This window comes from Microcoleus sp. F10-B2 (genome assembly GCF_036704965.1).
Taxonomy (GTDB): Bacteria; Cyanobacteriota; Cyanobacteriia; order Cyanobacteriales; family Microcoleaceae; genus Microcoleus.
Map to the genome: position 1 here is coordinate 146,783 of NZ_JAUBTB010000002.1, position 17,368 is coordinate 164,150.

6 protein-coding genes are annotated in these 17,368 nt (G+C 42.7%); all 6 read right to left on the minus strand.

What is annotated here, in order from left to right; translation table 11 throughout:
- Positions 1 to 43: 43 nt before the first annotated feature.
- A complete protein-coding gene (locus QUA99_RS01555; RefSeq protein WP_333234660.1) occupies positions 44 to 4,762 on the minus strand; it encodes an amino acid adenylation domain-containing protein in 4,719 nt (1,572 codons plus the stop codon).
- Positions 4,763 to 4,818: 56 nt separating this feature from the next.
- Positions 4,819 to 5,973: a hypothetical protein gene (locus tag QUA99_RS01560; RefSeq protein ID WP_333234661.1), complete on the minus strand. Its 1,155-nt coding sequence runs from the start codon at positions 5,971 to 5,973 to the stop codon at positions 4,819 to 4,821.
- 58 nt (positions 5,974 to 6,031) lie between these two features.
- Positions 6,032 to 9,259 carry an amino acid adenylation domain-containing protein gene (locus QUA99_RS01565; protein ID WP_333234662.1) on the minus strand — a complete coding sequence of 1,076 codons (3,228 nt, stop codon included), beginning with the start codon at positions 9,257 to 9,259 and terminating at the stop codon, positions 6,032 to 6,034.
- Between the two features lie 14 nt (positions 9,260 to 9,273).
- Positions 9,274 to 13,839, minus strand: a complete 4,566-nt coding sequence (locus QUA99_RS01570; protein WP_333234663.1) for an amino acid adenylation domain-containing protein — start codon at positions 13,837 to 13,839, stop codon at positions 9,274 to 9,276.
- Positions 13,840 to 13,887: 48 nt separating this feature from the next.
- Positions 13,888 to 15,483, minus strand: a complete 1,596-nt coding sequence (locus QUA99_RS01575; RefSeq protein ID WP_333234664.1) for an MBL fold metallo-hydrolase — start codon at positions 15,481 to 15,483, stop codon at positions 13,888 to 13,890.
- Between the two features lie 261 nt (positions 15,484 to 15,744).
- Positions 15,745 to 17,019, minus strand: coding sequence for an RNA-guided endonuclease IscB (gene iscB, locus QUA99_RS01580; RefSeq protein WP_333234665.1), 1,275 nt, complete (start codon positions 17,017 to 17,019; stop codon positions 15,745 to 15,747).
- Positions 17,020 to 17,368 lie beyond the last annotated feature (349 nt).

The window sequence follows — 17,368 nt, forward strand, 5'->3', positions numbered from 1 at the left end:
GGTGTATATAAGCTGCTGTTGTACTATCTGTTATTTCTTTCTCCTAAAATTTGTTCTTTTTGATTTTGGCCAGAAAACTGTCTAACTGTTGTTGATTTAGTCTAGCCGCAGAGAAGTCTGAAGGAGTGTAGCCTTTTACCTCTGGTAATGTGCAGTGGTCAATAAGCGATTTCAAAGCATCAATAAAGGCGTAAGCCAGACGTTCAATAGTTGTTCGTTGATGAACGTTTTCACTGTAAATGAAATCGATTTGCAGCTTATTCTCAACTACTAATCCATTAATATCTAGCAGATGAGCGCGAGTCCCTAAGGGACTGTGATTGATGCCCGAGGACTCTTGGGCTAGCCCCCATTTCATTGATTCTGATTGTAACACGGTAGGATCGCTAAATTGACCTAAATAATTAAAACTAATTTGAGGTTGGGTTTGAGCTTCCAGTTTCTCGCGGGTGGCAGCATCATTGCTTAAATAGCGCAAGATACCATAACCAATCCCTTTAGAAGGTATGTTCCGCAACTGCTCTTTCATCGATTTAAGGTTTTCTGCGAGATTATCAACTGATTCCAGTTGCAAGTAGAGCGGAAAACAACTTGTAAACCAACCGACAGTCCGCGATAAATCTACACCTTCAAATAATTCTTCCCTACCGTGACCTTCTAAGTCAACTAATAATGATTTACTGCTAGTATATTTAGCAAAACTTTGTACTAATGCAGTCAGCAGCACGTCATTAATTTGCGTATTATAAGCCTTGGGAACTTCTTGTAATAAAGTACGAGTTTGTTCTTCTGTTAAGAAGACTGATACTGTGCGACTGGATGCAAATATGTTGGCATTCTTGCCTTCGGGATAGTCCACCGGGATAGAGGAAATTTTCGATGGAGACTGGGCAAGCCAGTAGTTTAACTCTTTTAAAAGCGTTTCAGATTGAGCATATTCCGTTAGTCGAGAAGCCCAATCTTTGAAAGAGGTGGTTTTTGGTTGAAAGATTTCATTTTGCTCGCTCCTTTGGTAAGCTGTTGATAAGTCTTCTAGCAGAATCCGCCAAGAGACGCCATCAACTACTAAGTGATGGATGACAATTAGCATTCGACCAGGACGATCGCTCCCCAACACAAACAGCACCACTCGCATTATCGGTCCGGTTGACAAGTTCAAACTAGCTTGTGTTTCGTTAGCGATCGCCTCTATATGTCCTGGCTGTTCTTCTATGGGAATATCTGAGATATCCGCGACTTGGAAAGGTATTTGGTCATCTGGGGTAGCGCGATCTTGCTGCCAACCGGCCTCTGAACGTCTAAATCGCAAGCGTAGAGCATCGTGATGGATTAATATTTTTTGTACTGCTCGTTCTAAAAGCTTTGGCTGCAAGTCGGCCGGCACAGACAGCAGTACAGATTGATTGAAGTGATGAGGTTCGGGTAAATTCTGCTCGAAAAACCAATGTTGAATGGGAGTCAAGGGTGCGGAACCCGTCACCCAATCTTGTGTAGCTTGAATAGAGGTATTAGTGCTGGCCACTGCTGCCAATTCGGCGATTGTCTGATACTGAAATAACTGTTTTGCTGCCAGATGCAAACCTGCTTGATTAGCTCTGGCGATAATTTGAATACTAATGATAGAATCTCCACCCAAGGCAAAGAAGTTGTCGTGAACGCCGACTTTTTTAACCCTCAAAATCTCGCTCCAGATAGCCACTAAGGTTTCTTCTGTGGGAGTTCTGGGGGCGACATAACCAGAGTCGCGATCCTCTTCTGTGTCTGGTGCTGGCAGGGCGCGACGGTCTACTTTGCCATTGGGGGTTAAAGGGAATGCTTCCACAATCACAAAAGCTACAGGCACCATATATTCCGGTAGCCTTTCCTTCAGAAAGCCGCGCAATGCACTGCTAGTTGGTTTTTCTATGTAAGGGAGTACATAAGCTGTTAAACGCTTGTTGCCCGGTTGGTCTTCGCGGACTGTGACTACCGCTTCTCGCACTTGCGGGTGCTTGCTCAGAATCGCTTCTATTTCTCCCAGTTCAATGCGGAAACCGCGAACCTTGACTTGATTGTCGATCCGCCCCTTAAATTCGATATTACCGTCTGGTAAGTAACGCACCAAGTCTCCTGTTTTATAGAGACGGGCATTACTAGCAAAAGGGTCAGCAATGAATTTTTCAGATGTTAATTCTGGACGGTTCAAGTAACCGCGAGCCAAACCGTATCCGCCAATATACAATTCTCCTGGGACTCCTATGGGGACAGGTTGAAGATGGCGATCGAGAACGTAAATGGTTGTATTAGATATAGGACTGCCGATGGGTAGGTTAGTTGCTCCTTCTGGTACTGACTCTACTAAATACCAGGTGGAAAAAGTTGTACTTTCAGTTGGTCCGTACACGTGTAGCAGTCGCTGTGGCGGTCCTTTTTTCAGTACCTCTGCTACCCAAGAGGGGTCAACTGCTTCACCTCCAAACAACAAAGTCCGCAGATGCTTGAATATATCTGGCACAACACTGACCAACTGATTAAATAGGGCAGTCGTGACAAACAAAATAGTAATTTCTTGCGCTTGTAGCTGTTGTGCTAATTGTTCGGGTGAAAGCATGACTTCTTTAGTAATGCCGACTAGCTTTGCCCCGTGCAGCAAGGCTCCCCAAATTTCAAAGGTTGCAGCATCAAAAGATATATTGGAAGCTTGTGCTATGCAGTCATCTGATTGTATCTGCACGTAGTTAGTCTCAAACACCAGACGAATTACGGCTTGCTGGATCGCTGCTACACCTTTAGGTTGGCCTGTAGAACCGGAGGTGTAAATAACGTAAGCCAAGTTCGTGGGTTTTATCTCCACATTGAGGTTGTCGCTGCTTTCTTTGCTGATAGCTTGCCAGTCTGTGTCCAAGTAGACTATTTGCGCTTGATGTTCGGGCAAGTTGGCTGTCAATGCAGATTGAGTAATTAACACTGGCACTTGGGAATCTTCCAACATATATGCCAAGCGTTCTTGAGGATAGTCCGGTTCGAGAGGAACGTAAGCGCCGCCTGCTTTGAGAATGCCTAACATGGCGACGATCGCCTCTACGGAGCGATCGACGCAGAGTCCCACTAGCACTTCTTTCCCAACACCCTTAGCTTGCAGATAATGTCCTAGTTGGTTGGCACGGGAGTTTAATTGAGCGTAAGTGAGTTGTTCTTGTTCGTAGCTTACTGCTATGGCATCGGGGGTCTTTGTAACTTGCCGTTCAAATAACTCGACTATAGATTTGTCGGCAGGATAGTCAGTTTTGGTATTGTTCCACAATAATAGCTGCTGAGTTTCCGCACTTGTCAGCAGAGGTAATTCTCCTATAGGGCGATCGGGGTTAGCAACAATTCCTGCCAGCAATGTTTGGAAATGCCCGATCGAGTTCGCTATCGTCTCTCGGTCAAACAGGTCACTGTTATATTCCCAGGATCCTTCCAGCCCTTCTTCTATTTCCCATATCGATATTGTCAAATCGAATTTGGCTGTCACGCTGTCTACTGACAAGGGCTTGAGAGTAAGACCGGACAGTTCTAGTTCTCCCATAGGTGCGTTCTGCAATGCAAACATGACCTGAAATAGAGGACTGTACGAGAGAGAACGTTCCGGTTGTAAAGCTTCTACTACTTGCTCGAAGGGCACGTCCTGGCGATCGTAGGCGTCCAGAGCCTTTTGTTGAACTCGATCGAGCAATTCTAGAAAACTAGGATTACCTTTTAAGTTAGTACGCAATACCAAGGTGTTGACAAAAAAGCCGATTATCGATTCAGTTTCTTCGCGGTGACGGTTGGCGAGAGGGGTGCCTATACAGATGTCTTCTTGAGCCGTATAGCGATAAAGTAAAGTCGCCAACGCACTGAATAAAGTCATAAATAGGGTAGCCCCAGACTTTTGAGCCAGAGTTTGGAGTTTTTTAGTTAATTCTGAAGATAGTTGAAATTTCTGGCTGCTACCGCGAAAGCTCTGCACTGGTGGACGAGAGCGGTCTGTAGGTAATTCTAATAGTGCGGGAGCGCCTAATAATGTTTCTTTCCAGTAATTAAGTTGGGTTTCTAAGACTTTTCCACTCAACCATTGCCGCTGCCATACTGCAAAGTCAGCATACTGGAAGGGCAATTTTGGTAAAGAGGAAGGTACTTCTAATAAAAAGGAGCGATACAAAGCTGACAATTCGTTAATAAATATCCCCATCGACCAACCATCAGAGATGATATGGTGCATGGTCACGAGCAGCACATGGGATTTCGACTGTCGTAATATAGTTACCCGAAGTAAGGGACTTTTTGATAACTCGAAAGGCTTTTGTGCTTCGTTGGTTACTAACCGCTTGACTTCCTCAGACTGTTTCTGCTCAGACAAACCTTGCAAGTCTATCACTGGTAGAGTTAAAGTCAGTTCAGGGGCGATGTTCTGTACTGGGACACCATTGAATTGAGAGAAACTGGTACGCAGGACTTCATGACGCCGCACAATTTCTTGGAGCGCTTGCTCTAAGGCTTTGAGGCTGAGGTTTCCACCGATCTCTACTACTGCGGGTATATTGTAAGTGGAACTGCTACCTTCGAGTTGCTCTAAAAACCACAGTCTTTGTTGATTCCAGGATAACGGAATTGGTTGTTCTCTAGAAACTGGGGCGATGGTTGGGGCTTTTGATTTATCCTTTGTTTTCGAGTTTTGTTTTTCGGCTTGCAGCTTTTTTAGTACAAGTTCGCGTTGGGCTGGAGAAAGTTTTTCTAAACGTTTTTGCAGGTCACTCATAATTGCTAAATTGTTATTAATTATTTGCTGATGGTTAAGTCTTAGTCCTTATAGTTTTATTTACGCATAAAATCTCTATAAAGTTGCTCGGCAATAATCATGTTACCATTTTTAGATAAATGACAAAAATCTATATAAATATCTCGATCTCGATTTAATAAATCTGTGTAGTCTAGTAAAAAGTCATAACCACGTTCTCGCATCATAGATTGTATAAGCGGATACACTGTTTTGTATTGCTTCCTCAATTCATTATTCCACCCCACATTTAAATGTAAATCCTGAGCTAGTTTGGGATTTTCCATAAAAGCAACTGGCTGAAGAATTCCTAAAAAGTTAATTCCTTGCGCCTGAGCAATGACATGGGCTATTTCCCAATTTTTGATTAATGCTGATGCTATTTGTTGTGCTTTTTGAGGCTGATTATCGCAATTCATTGTCCGATCCCAGTAATCATCCGTTTTCACAGAATGATTGATTATTTCTCCCCTTACTAATTTTATTAAACTTCTTGTTCCCCGCAAAAATGTAAAATCTATATATTTCCAAAAATCATTTTCTGGAGATTTATTCCCATTACTTTCCAGCAGTTTCCTTATATAATCTGTATATCCATGTTCTCCTACTTGATTTTCACTTCTACATAAATTCAGGATATCGTTAACACCATCATAAAAGACTACTGAATTTATGGTTTCAGCCTCGACTGTTAAAAGATTAATTAATCTCTCCAAAGACTGGCGAGAGGTAAAGTTAGTCTCGGCTCTATTAAAAGTAGGAATTTTAGATATATTATTAAACAAGGCAGGGATTGTCTCTGTATCGACTACTCCGGTTCCCCACATTGTTGACCCTCCAAAAAAATCTATTGACGTTACATCTGGAGAGATTGCTTCACTTGTAGTTTCATTTTTATGAATGCGATCTCCTTTAGCATTTATATTAATAGTTTCACCATGAAACGGTTTTCTCGACCACCCAACAAATGGTTCAAATTGAGTTGATAACTGATTAAATTCCTGAAAATGAAGTTTAGCTGTCTCTCTATCATCCGCATAATTAGGTAAATTAGCCCGTTCGTCAACCATTATCCTTTGCTGTTCTGCTAGTCCATAAATAAGCAGCACACCCTCGCTTAAAAAATTCAAAAATACGATGAAAAGCAAGGTAACAGCTATATTGATAATAATGATTTTGCCAGGGTTTTTCATAGTGTAGCTCAAAGAAGTGAGTGCAGACACGGACATCAAAATTAAGCAAAAATCGGCTTCAGATAGAGAGTTGCTCAACTTCGGCCAAAATCTTTTCCAACGCATCGGCTTCCGCTTCTGCTAGCTGCAGTTCTGTAACAAAACTTGCCAATGCTGCGACTGTAGGATTATCAAAAACACTACGCAAAGATAAGTCTACTTCAAAAGCGGCTCGCAGTCGATAAATCATTTGGGTTGCCAGCAGAGAATGTCCTCCTAAATTAAAGAAATTATCATCAAGTCCCACTTTTTCAACTGACAGCAACTTTTGCCATACCTCTGCAATCTTTTTTTCAGTATCAGTTTTTGGTTCAATATAAGTAATTTCATATCGCAACTTGGGGTCAGGGACAGGAAGGACATCGCGATCTAGTTTCCCATTAGGAGTCAGGGGTAGAGCATCCAGCATGACAAAAAAGCTGGGTATCATAAAACTAGGCAGTTTTTGCTTTAGATAAAACTGCAAGTCATCGATTAATTCATTTGGTAAACTATCTGTTTTTAACTCTATTGGAACAATGTAAGCAACTAACTGCTTATGTTTCAAGTCATCTTCTCTCACGACAACAACCGATTTTTGCACGGCGGGATGTCCAGATAGTACAGACTCAATTTCTCCAAGTTCAATGCGAAAACCGCGTATTTTTACTTGATTGTCTATTCTACCTAGAAACTCGATGTTTCCGTCTAGAAGGTAACGAACCAAGTCTCCGGTTTTGTAAAGGCGACTTTGGTGCAGGCTAAACGGGTTTGCTACAAACTTTTGATCGGTTAATTCCGGACGATTTAAGTAACCCCGTGCTAAACCGTCTCCGCCGATATACAATTCTCCTGGAACTCCTATCGGGACAGGTTGCTCCTTAGAGTCTAAAACGTAAAGGGTTGTATTGGATAGCGGACGACCTATAGGGATGTTTGTCGCTCCGGCAGTCACTTCTTCTATTAAATACCAGGTTGCGAATGTGGTACTTTCTGTGGGACCGTAGACGTGCAACAATCGTTCAGGAGGTTTATTTTTTAGTACCGCTTCTACCGACGATGGGTTGACAGCTTCTCCTCCCATCAATAGAGTTCGCAGGGATTGAAATATATCGACACGAATGCTGACTAACTGATTAAAAAGAGCAGTAGTGACAAACAAAATGGTGATTTTATCTTTGTTTAACTGCTGATGAAGCTCCTCTGGGGAAAGCATGACTTCCTTGGTTATTCCTACGAGCTTAGAACCGTTAAGCAATGCACCCCAAATCTCGAAAGTGGCTGCGTCAAAGTTCGCGTTTGAAGCTTGTGCAATACATTCGTTTGGTGTTATTTGCACATAATTTGTTTCTTTTACTAAGCGAACGATCGCCTGGTGAGGGACAGCAACACCTTTGGGTTTCCCTGTAGAACCGGATGTGTACATTACATAGGCTAAGTTGGTAGGTGTTACTTCAGTTTTTGGGTTGTCACTGCTATAATTGCAAATAATCGAATCTGTATCTAAACAGACTACTTTGGCTCGATGTTCGGGCAAGTTAGCTGTTAATTGAGATTGAGTCACCAAGACAGATATCCCTGCATCTTCTAACATATAGGCTAGGCGCTCTTGGGGATAAGCGGGGTCGAGTGGTACATAAGCACCACCAGCTTTGAGAATGCCTAACATCGCAACAATCATGTCGAGGGAACGTTCGATACACACTCCAACTAAAACTTCACTCCCAACTCCGATGCTTTGCAGGTGACGTGCTAGTTGGTTTGCACGGCTGTTAAGCTGTTGGTAAGTTAGATGCCTATCTTCGTAGATAGCGGCGATCGCTTCGGGATTTTTGTCTGCTTGTTCTTCAAACAATGTTCCAATACAGCAATTGTAAGGATAGTGAGTTTTAGTATCGTTCCATTCTACTAAAAGTTGATTTTTTTCTGCTTGCGTTAGCAGCGGAATCTCGAATAATCGCTCTCTAGGGTTAGCGGCGATCGCCTCTAGCAATGTTTGCAAATGTCCCAGCATTCTGCTAATAGCAGCAGCATCAAAGCGTTCTGCGTCGTAGCTGATTCGTATTAATAATTCTTTTCCTGGAATGGCGATCGCACTCAGAGGATAATTAGTTTGTTCAACTCCTGTTATATTAGTAATCTCTAAGCTGCCAAATTGATGCTTAGATGATTCTTCTAACGGATAGTTTTCAAATACCAACAGGCTCTCAAACAAAGGCATTCCATCAGAAACTTGACTGTTAGCCTGAATTTCTACAAGAGGGCTGTAGGAATACAAATCCCGCTCCATTTGTTGCGAGAACAACTGTTTGAGCCAAGGTAATACTTGTATATCTTTTGGTACTTGAATTCTAATCGGTACTGTATTAATGAACAGTCCTACCATAGATTCCACTCCGGACAAAGTAGGAGGACGGCCCGAAACTGTTACCCCAAATACGATATCCGATTCACCACTATAGCGACTTAACAGTAGTGCCCATGCTGCCTGTACAATTGTATTTAAGGTGAAAGAATTTTGTTTGGCCAGTGACTGTAATGCTGTTGTAGTTTTTGCTGATAAATACTTTTGTTCGTATGCCGACTTTTCTAAAGAAATGCGGTCTGTCGCACGACGATCCACTATTAAAGGAGTAGGATTTGTAAACCCATCAAGGGTTTTTTCCCAGAATGTTTTTGCTTGTTCAAGGTCATATTTATTCAACCAAGCAATATAATCGCGGTAGGGACGAACGGGAGGCAAAGATATATTTTCGTTTTTGTCAAGCGCCTGATAAAAAGCCAATACGTCTTGGAGAATAATCGACATACTCCAACCATCTGTCACCAGATGATGATGACTCCATATTAATTCGTAGGTATCCGCTTGCAACTGAACCAACCTCCAGCGCATGAGTGGTGCTTGATTCAGGGGAACCTGCTTCTCTAATTCAGATTGCTTGAAAGCTTGCAAACGCTCTTGCTGTTCCCCAGAAGATAGGTGTTGCCAGTCTAAGTTTTCCCAAGGCAGATTTACGGACTTTAACACGACTTGCAGCGGCTTTTCGCGACCTTCCCACAAAAATAAAGTCCGCAAAGCTTGATGTCGTTCAACTACTTTTTGCCAAGCCTGCTGGAACGCTGGGACATTAAGATTCCCCTGTAATGTAAAGTTTAATTGCTGAAAGTAAATTCCTGATTCGGGCGCGTAAAGCGTATGAAATAGAATTCCCTCCTGTGTTGAGGAAAGCGGATATATTGCTTCAATATTTTTGTTTTGTTTGTTCATCGTTTTGCTTTTAATTAGTAATTAATTTCCGCCACCAAATTATCTAATTCTGACTGACTTAATGCTACATCAGGAAAGTCTGAAGGTGTATAACTGCCCGTATCTGGCGAAACGCAATGCTCTATTAAAGAGTTCAGTGCTTTCAGAAAATTATTCGCCAGATGTTCAACCGTAGTTTGTTTATGGATATTTTCGCTGTAAGTCCAATCTAATTGGAATTTACCCTCTACTACCAAACCGTTGAGATCTAATAGATATCTGCGCTTTCCAGATGGGCTTTGAATAAAGCCTGTATTTTCTCGGGCAAATCCTAAGAAATTTGATTCTGATTGCAGAGAATCAAATTGACCTAGATAGTTAAAACTTACCTCTGGTTGAATCTGTTTTTTCAGTAGTTCTCGAATACTCGGATCGGGACTGAGATAGCGAAGTATTCCGTAACCAATGCCTTTGGTAGGAACATTCCGCAGTTGTTCCTTGATTATTTTGAGTGCTTCTCCAGACTGGTTAACAGTTTCGCCCAAGTGCAACATCACGGGAAATCGACTTGTAAACCAACCAACTGTCCGCGACAAATCTACATCTTCGCATAGTTGTTCGCGTCCGTGACCTTCTAGTTCTACAAGCAGTCCGCTAGCACCAGTCCATTTTGCCCAACTTTGCGCTAATGCTGTTAGCAGCACGTCGTTGATTTGAGTATTGTAAGCAGATGGAACTTCTTGCAACAGAACACGGGTTTGTTCTACGCTCAGAGATACTGACACAGTTTGACTGGAAGCAACAGTGTTATTTTCTTTACCTTCTGGAAAATCTACTGGCATAGCAGTCACATCCGAAATGTACACTTGTTTCCAATAATCCAGTTCTTTTAAGGCTGTTGGAGATTGAGCATATTCAATGAGCCGATCGCCCCAATCTTGGAAAGAAGTGGTTTTTGGGGGCAATTGAATCGTTTCTCCCCGATCGCCTTGTTGGTAAGCGCTTTTGAGATCTTCCAGCAAAATGCGCCATGAAATCCCATCCACGGCTAGATGATGGATAACTAAGAATAAGCGATCGGGTCTATTTTCGCCCAGCTTAAATAAAACCACCCGTATTATCGGTCCATTTGCCAAATTCAAGCTTGCCTGAATTTCAGTTGCAGCTTGGGCGATCGCCCCTGGCTGGTGTGAAACCGGAAGATCGGACAAGTTTATGACTTCAAATGGTATATCGTCAACAGGGGCGATCGCTTGTTCTCCTGGCAACCCGTTAAAGCGCAGGCGTAAAGCATCGTGATGTACTAGCAATTGCTGAACCACTTGCTTGAGTAACTCAGGTTTCAGCTTTGACGATACCTCTAATAGTATTGATTGATTGAAGTGGTGCGGTTCGGGTAAGTTTTGTTCCCAGAACCAATGCTGAATTGGGGTTAAAGGCATCACCCCAGTAATTATTCCCTGTTCGGCAACAGTCGAAATAGTAGTACCTGCTACTGCTGCTAATTTGGCGATTGTCTGATGCTCGAAGAGTTGTTTGGGATTGAGTATTAAACCAGCCTGATTTGCTCTAGCAATCATCTGAATACTGACAATCGAGTCTCCACCCAATTCAAAGAAATTGTCGTGAATACTGACTTGTTTTAGCCTTAACAGTTCGCTCCAGATAGCTGCGAGGCGTTGTTCCTCGGGCGTGCGGGGTGCTGCCAAATCCGAATCCGATCTAGATGTTACCTCCTGTGGTGCTGGGAGAGCGCGGCGGTCGATTTTGCCATTAGGCGTGAGCGGCATCACTTCCAGGCTCACAAACGTTGCAGGCACCATATATTCTGGCAGTTTTCTCTTGACAAAATCCCGCAGTTCGCTAGCAGCAGGCGCATCGGATGAGTCCTTGGGAACAATATAGGCTACCAGCCGCTTGCGTTCGCCATCTTCGTCTTCTCGGGCAATAACTGCCGTCTCTCCTACGCCCTGATGTTGTGCCAAAATAGCTTCGATTTCTCCGAGTTCGATGCGGAAGCCGCGAATCTTTACTTGCTCGTCTATCCGACCAAGGAACTCGATGTTACCATCATCTCGGTAGCGAGCTAAGTCTCCAGTTTTATAGAGGCGGGCATGGGGTCGATCGCTAAAAGGGTTGCCGATGAATTTTGATTCGGTTAACTCCGGGCGGTTCAGATAGCCCCGTGCGATCCCAGCACCACCGATATACATTTCGCCTTTAATCCCGATGGGAACTGGTTGGAGATGTCGATCGAGAATATAGATTTGAGTGTTGGCGATCGGGCAACCGATGGGCACTGATTCTTCCTGTTGCCAATCTTGACAGTTATAAACACTGCTCCAAACTGTTCCTTCGGAAGGACCGTATTCATTAAATAGATTGCAATGGGGTAGACTTTGGCGATGTTGCTCGATTACCTTCCCCGGACAAGTTTCTCCCGCCACGATCGCTGTTCGCAGTGTTTCTAATTGCTGTGGCGGAGCTTGCTCCAGAATGACAGCATAGAGAGAAGGAATGCTCAACAAATAGGAAACCTGATGTTTTGCAATTAATCTTGCTAGCTGTAGCGGTTCAGGCTGAAACTGTTGTGGTGGAAGTACAAGCGTACCGCCCTGGCATAATGTCCAAAAAATGCCTGCTACGGAACTATCGAAGGCAAAAGAAGATAGTAGCAGGAAAGATTGCGGTCGTTCTTGATAGTAATGCCAGCGGTTACTCGTCGAATTTACTAAATTTTGATGGGTTACTAAGACTCCTTTTGGCTTTCCGGTCGAGCCTGATGTATAAATCGCATAAACTAAATTTTCGGCGGTAACGTTACTGCTAGGACTGTCTTCGGGACTATCAGCTATTTCTTCCCACTCTGAATCCAGACAAATTAGCTGTCCCCAATGGGCGGGTAGTTCTGCTTCTAAATGCTCTTGGGTTAACAATACGGGGGGCTGTGCATCTGACAAAATCAAGGATATGCGATCGAGGGGATAGCTGGGATCTATTGGTATGTAAGCACCACCTGCTTTTAAGATGCCCAGTATTCCTACTACCATCTCCAAGGAACGTTCTACACAAATCCCCACTAGGAGATCCGGCCCTACGCCCATTGCTTGCAAGTAGTGGGCTAGTTGGTTGGCACGTTGATTTAACTCTTGATAAGTAAGCTGGCGATCCTCAAAAACTACCGCCACTCCGTCGGGAGTCTTCTCTACTTGCGCTTCAATTAGTTGATGAATGCACTGATCTTGAGGATAATCACTTGTTCTATTGTTCCATTCTGCTAGTTGTTGCTGTTCCTGTTCTGTTAACAATGGCAACTGCGCCAGACATTTTTCTGGTTCTGTTACCATGCTGGTAATTAAAGTTTGTAGATGTCCCAACATACGGCTGAGCGCCCCTGACTCAAAACGGGTGCGATCGTATGTAATTTCTAGGTTTAATCCTTTCTCTTTATTCCATCGCGCTGTTATGGCGATCGGGCTATTTGTTTCTGACCAACTTTTTACGTTGCTAACACTGATGGTCTCATACTGCGTTAGGGTCAAAGCTTGTTTCTGAGTATCCTCAAAATCTATATAGCTGGAGAATATGGGTAATTCTATATTACTCCAAGCCGCAATTTGTTGAATCGAATTATCTTCGTATTGCTGTAAATTAACTTGCTGTGCTTGTAATTCTTGCAGCCAAGACCTTACAGATACATCGGGACAAACGCGCACTCGTATTGGTAGCCTGTTTTGAAAAGCCCCTACTATCGATTCCGATCCGGGTAGCGCTTCTGGACGACCAGCTACCTGGATGCCAAATACTACCTCTTCTTCCCCACTATACCGACTTAATAATAGAGCATAAGCACCTTGCAGGAGAAGGTTTAAGCTGAACTGATATTCAGTCTTTTCTAGCCACGACGATACTACAGTTGCGGAGATTTTTAGGTGCTGGCGATCGCAACTCGTCCCAGATGCACCCCCCGAATGTTGTTCTATCACCAATGGCGTAGGTTCAGAAACGCCCTTTAACCACTGACTCCAAAAAACTTCAGCCTTTGAATTATCCTGTTTCTTTAGCCAAGTAATATAATCTTTGAAAGGCGCACTGTCTGTTAATTGCCGATTTTGATAACAAGCTTGATAATTAGCAAATACCTCGTTTAAAAGCAGATAACAACTATGTTGATCTAAAATTAATTGGTGATATGTCAGAACAAGTTGATATACCTGTTTTGACATCCGACAAAGCGATAGCCTAGCAAGAGGTATCGTCGAATCAAACTGGAAACCCTGCTGTTTTTCGCTTTCTATAAAATTATCTAGCTTCCGAACCGTTTCTGACAGTGATAAACTGCTCCAATCTTGTTTAAAAATTACAGCTTTCAATTCTTTAATAACAACTTGCCGAGGACGTGACAAGTTTTTCCAAACAAACAAAGTCCGCAACACAGAATGCCGATTTACCGTCAGTTGCCAAGCTGGTTCCAATTTCTCAACATTTAGTTCTCCCTGCACCTCACAAATTAATTGACCGCAACCTTGCATATTATCCGCCAATACTGTTTCTTGTATGGGGGATAACATATAGATATCTTCAACATTTTTTAGTTCCATTACATTCGGCCTTTTAAAATTCTAATTTACCAGCTCTTATGACAAATTTTACTTGTTCAACAATAATTCTTTTTTGCCGAACAATAATTCCGATTTAATCCCGCGATTTTGACAATCAGAGATTAATTTTTTTGCTTCAGCGAAAGCCCGAGTTTCTTCATGATTTTCAAAAGACATCAGATAACTCAACCAAGGTTCATATCCCATTGCATACACATAAACTTCTTTCGGTTGTAAACTGTCAATTAAAGCGATCGCTTTTTCGCAATCACTACCACTCGATAGGCGGGATCGATCCATTTTTCGCGGTAACGGTTTAATTAATAAAGGTCCATAAGCCCAACTAAGGGGCGCTCCATCACATTGAACCCCCAGAAAAATTATATCTATTTTTCCCACAGCTTCTCGAATATTATCGTAAATCTTGCATTCGCAATTACTTGAGTCTGCTCCCACTACGATCGCGTTATCTTGCAAGTTTACCAAATATGCTATTTTAGATCTAATTTTTAAATCTGCGTGTTCTCCCAAAAAAGGTAAACCTGTAATTTTTCCACCGGGTACCTCTATTGTTTCTATTTCGTCAATCTCAATTACTTGTTTAAAACCAATATTTTGCAACAATAATTTCATTGATGGATCTGTTAACTCGCCCCCATTATTCTTAGGTACAATCACTGTCTTAGTTTTGTGACGAAGTTGCAACAAAGCTTCCAGCATAAAGTGATCGTGGTGAGCGTGAGTAATTAGTATATAATCTATACTATCGGGTAAATCGGCATAGGTGTAACGGGAAATTTCACCATCATATTGATAGCTGATCAGAGGATCGCACAAAATGCTTACATCTCTTGATTCAATCAAAATACAAGCGTGACCAAAATAACGAACCCTTACGTGTTCTTCTGTATATTTGCTTATTGGTAATGGAACTGACTCGGTAAAAAACGATTCAAACAAAGTTTTATCGCCGTTTTTAATATCTAACACTTCCTCAATAAAACCTAATGGTTGGGAAGTTTGTTTCATTTTAAACAACTCATCTAGACCGTCAGACTTGAAACAAGTATCGATCCGAAAACTATTTTCAGCTTCAAGCCTGGGGGTACTGAAAATAAAGGGACGCTCGTCTTTGTCAACTAAACATAGGGACACACTTTGCAATTCTTCTTTGTAAAACTTGCTTCTATATAACAATCCTTCTATAAAGCGAACAGACGGTTGATTGTTAATATCGTAAGCAAGTTCTACGTAACCTTTTAAGACATCGGGTACATCTTGATAAAGAGGCTCGATCGAATAACCCTTAGCTTCATCCATTAATAATAAATTAAGGTTTTTAATTGCTTCTGCTAACTGTATTAGTTCCTTTCCATCTTCTTGAGTTTTTTGCATCAAATGTTTAATTTCTTCGACTCTACTTTCGTCGTAGTTAATGAAAGGGCCTCCTTTCATTTTGGGATTTTTCAAAGCTGAAACATGAAAATGGGGAGTTGCTACAAATGACTCCATGATCTTTAAATGCGAATTAACCATGTACATGGCAGCAGTGGTTGGCGAGATCAAGTAAGGCCAAGCATACCATTGATTAAATAATGGCTCTGGTTGTACATTTTCTTTTAAATAGACTTTTTTGTTACTCATTTTCTCACTTTTTGGCTTTATAACTTAAGAACGAAGTTTCCGAGTTGAAAAGTGGAATTTATTAAATCGGTGGCTACAAAGGAAGTGCTGGTAACGCTTTTTGCCAAACGCGACAAATTGTGTTGGCCAAGTTCCAGAATGGGTTAAAGTTAAATAAACTTAATTACTTAGCTCTCCACCATCAAGCTAATGTGATAATACTAGGCTTGACATCCTCACGCCCGCTTGCGCCACGGTGATTCCAAGAATCACTTAATTTCTTCAAAACCCATAGCTATAGCCATCTTTTTTGTGAATTGCTTTGCAATACTTGTGGCTAATACCTGTTACTCTCCCAGACTTAGTGACGATATCAAAACTACCCGAAGCACGGCATAGAACCCGCCCTGTATAAGAGCCGATTTTCTTCCCTGCGGTAACGGTTGCGCTGACAATATCGCCAGTCTGAAACCCTTTGTGAATTTGCACTCTGGATTTGTGCCGAATGGGAAATCCGTACTGGTTTGTACCGCACATTTGTCGCGTTCCGTGACCTTTTGCTGCAATCTGCAGAGGCTTTGAAGTTGATACTTCGAGTGCGTCAACGCTACCCACACACGCAGCATCAAGCCAGTGCGATTTAGCCAACCCTAACCGATGGCGATTGAACTTGGTTTGTCCGCCCGTGGCAGTAGTGACGGGCAATCCCGTTTCTTTAAGTGCATTAAATAATGCCCATCGGGTTGAGTTGACCGCTGCTGCATCTTTGAATGGTAGCTTTGCTTGTTTGATAAGGCGGTTTAACAGGTCTGGTTTAGCTGCCAGGAATGCTCGAACATCCTGATTACCTTTCTTTTGATTGCAATCGTGACAGGCAATCGTTAAGTTAGAAATCCTGTCCGAGCCACCTCTTGACTTGGGTTGAATGTGCTCAACCTCGAACGGTACATTTTCAACCGAGCAATAAGCGCACTGCCGATGCCATTTTTCTAAGAGATATTGTCGCACTTCGTAGCCCTGCAACTCTCCTTGTTGATACAATAAACCTGAGATTTCAGGGTTTTGCATTAGTTGGGTATCGAACCGCACCAACTCTTGAACAATGCGGGCAATGGGTGCAAATCGAATTAACTTGCGAACCCATGTGAGCGTTGTTTCAACTCGGTGCTGCCCCGATGGAGCTAGCCAACCATCTGGGCGAGTGCGATTGAGGAACCGCGCCTGACGGTATCGAGTTTTGCGATTGCGTCTTCCTCGCCTAAGTTGACGGCGGGAGAGAAGTGCATCTTTAATTTGTTGTCCTCGGTGTTGCAGTTCGGCTCCGAAGATAATCTTGTTACCCTGTTTGATTGCAATCCCCGTGACTTTTGATCCCGGATCTAATTTCAGTTCTAACGGTTCAAGATTCGCCTCAACTGCTTTTTTCAAAACAATCGTCAAAGGATAGTGGCGAAATACCGCTGCCTTGCCTGCTTTCAGCAATGACCTTGCTATTGCTGATGTACAGGGTGATAGCGGTTGGCGATTGGTATCAATTACAAAGACAAAGTTAGACATTGTTGCGTCTCCTCTGATTGCTCGTAACGTTCGCTTCGCCAATGTTTTCAAGGCTTGTCATGTTGGCTGCACTTCCTTAACCCCGATTACAGATGTTTAACAACCAACGATAGGGCTACAAACTAGCGACGCATTTGTAGGTATCGTGACCTTAAAAACGTAGACCTCAAAAGTCTTAGGCTGGTCATGTTCTGGCTTGTATCCCGCTTGCGTTAGTCGGACAGTCTACAAGCCCCTGCCTTTCGGCATGGGGTTCATGACACTTGTATTCAAACTCCCTCGCCACGAAGTTCAAGGGCGGAACCTGGGGCTGTAGCAATTCGGCGCGATTTGAATCGTATATTTGGTT

Bases quoted from the DNA above. Each gene is read 5' to 3' on its own strand.
- QUA99_RS01555 (WP_333234660.1), bottom strand. From the start codon at position 4,762: ATGAGTGACCTGCAAAAACGTTTAGAAAAACTTTCTCCAGCCCAACGC.
- QUA99_RS01560 (WP_333234661.1), bottom strand. From the start codon at position 5,973: ATGAAAAACCCTGGCAAAATCATTATTATCAATATAGCTGTTACCTTG.
- QUA99_RS01565 (WP_333234662.1), bottom strand. From the start codon at position 9,259: ATGAACAAACAAAACAAAAATATTGAAGCAATATATCCGCTTTCCTCA.
- QUA99_RS01570 (WP_333234663.1), bottom strand. From the start codon at position 13,839: ATGGAACTAAAAAATGTTGAAGATATCTATATGTTATCCCCCATACAA.
- QUA99_RS01575 (WP_333234664.1), bottom strand. From the start codon at position 15,483: ATGAGTAACAAAAAAGTCTATTTAAAAGAAAATGTACAACCAGAGCCA.
- iscB (WP_333234665.1), bottom strand. From the start codon at position 17,019: ATGTCTAACTTTGTCTTTGTAATTGATACCAATCGCCAACCGCTATCA.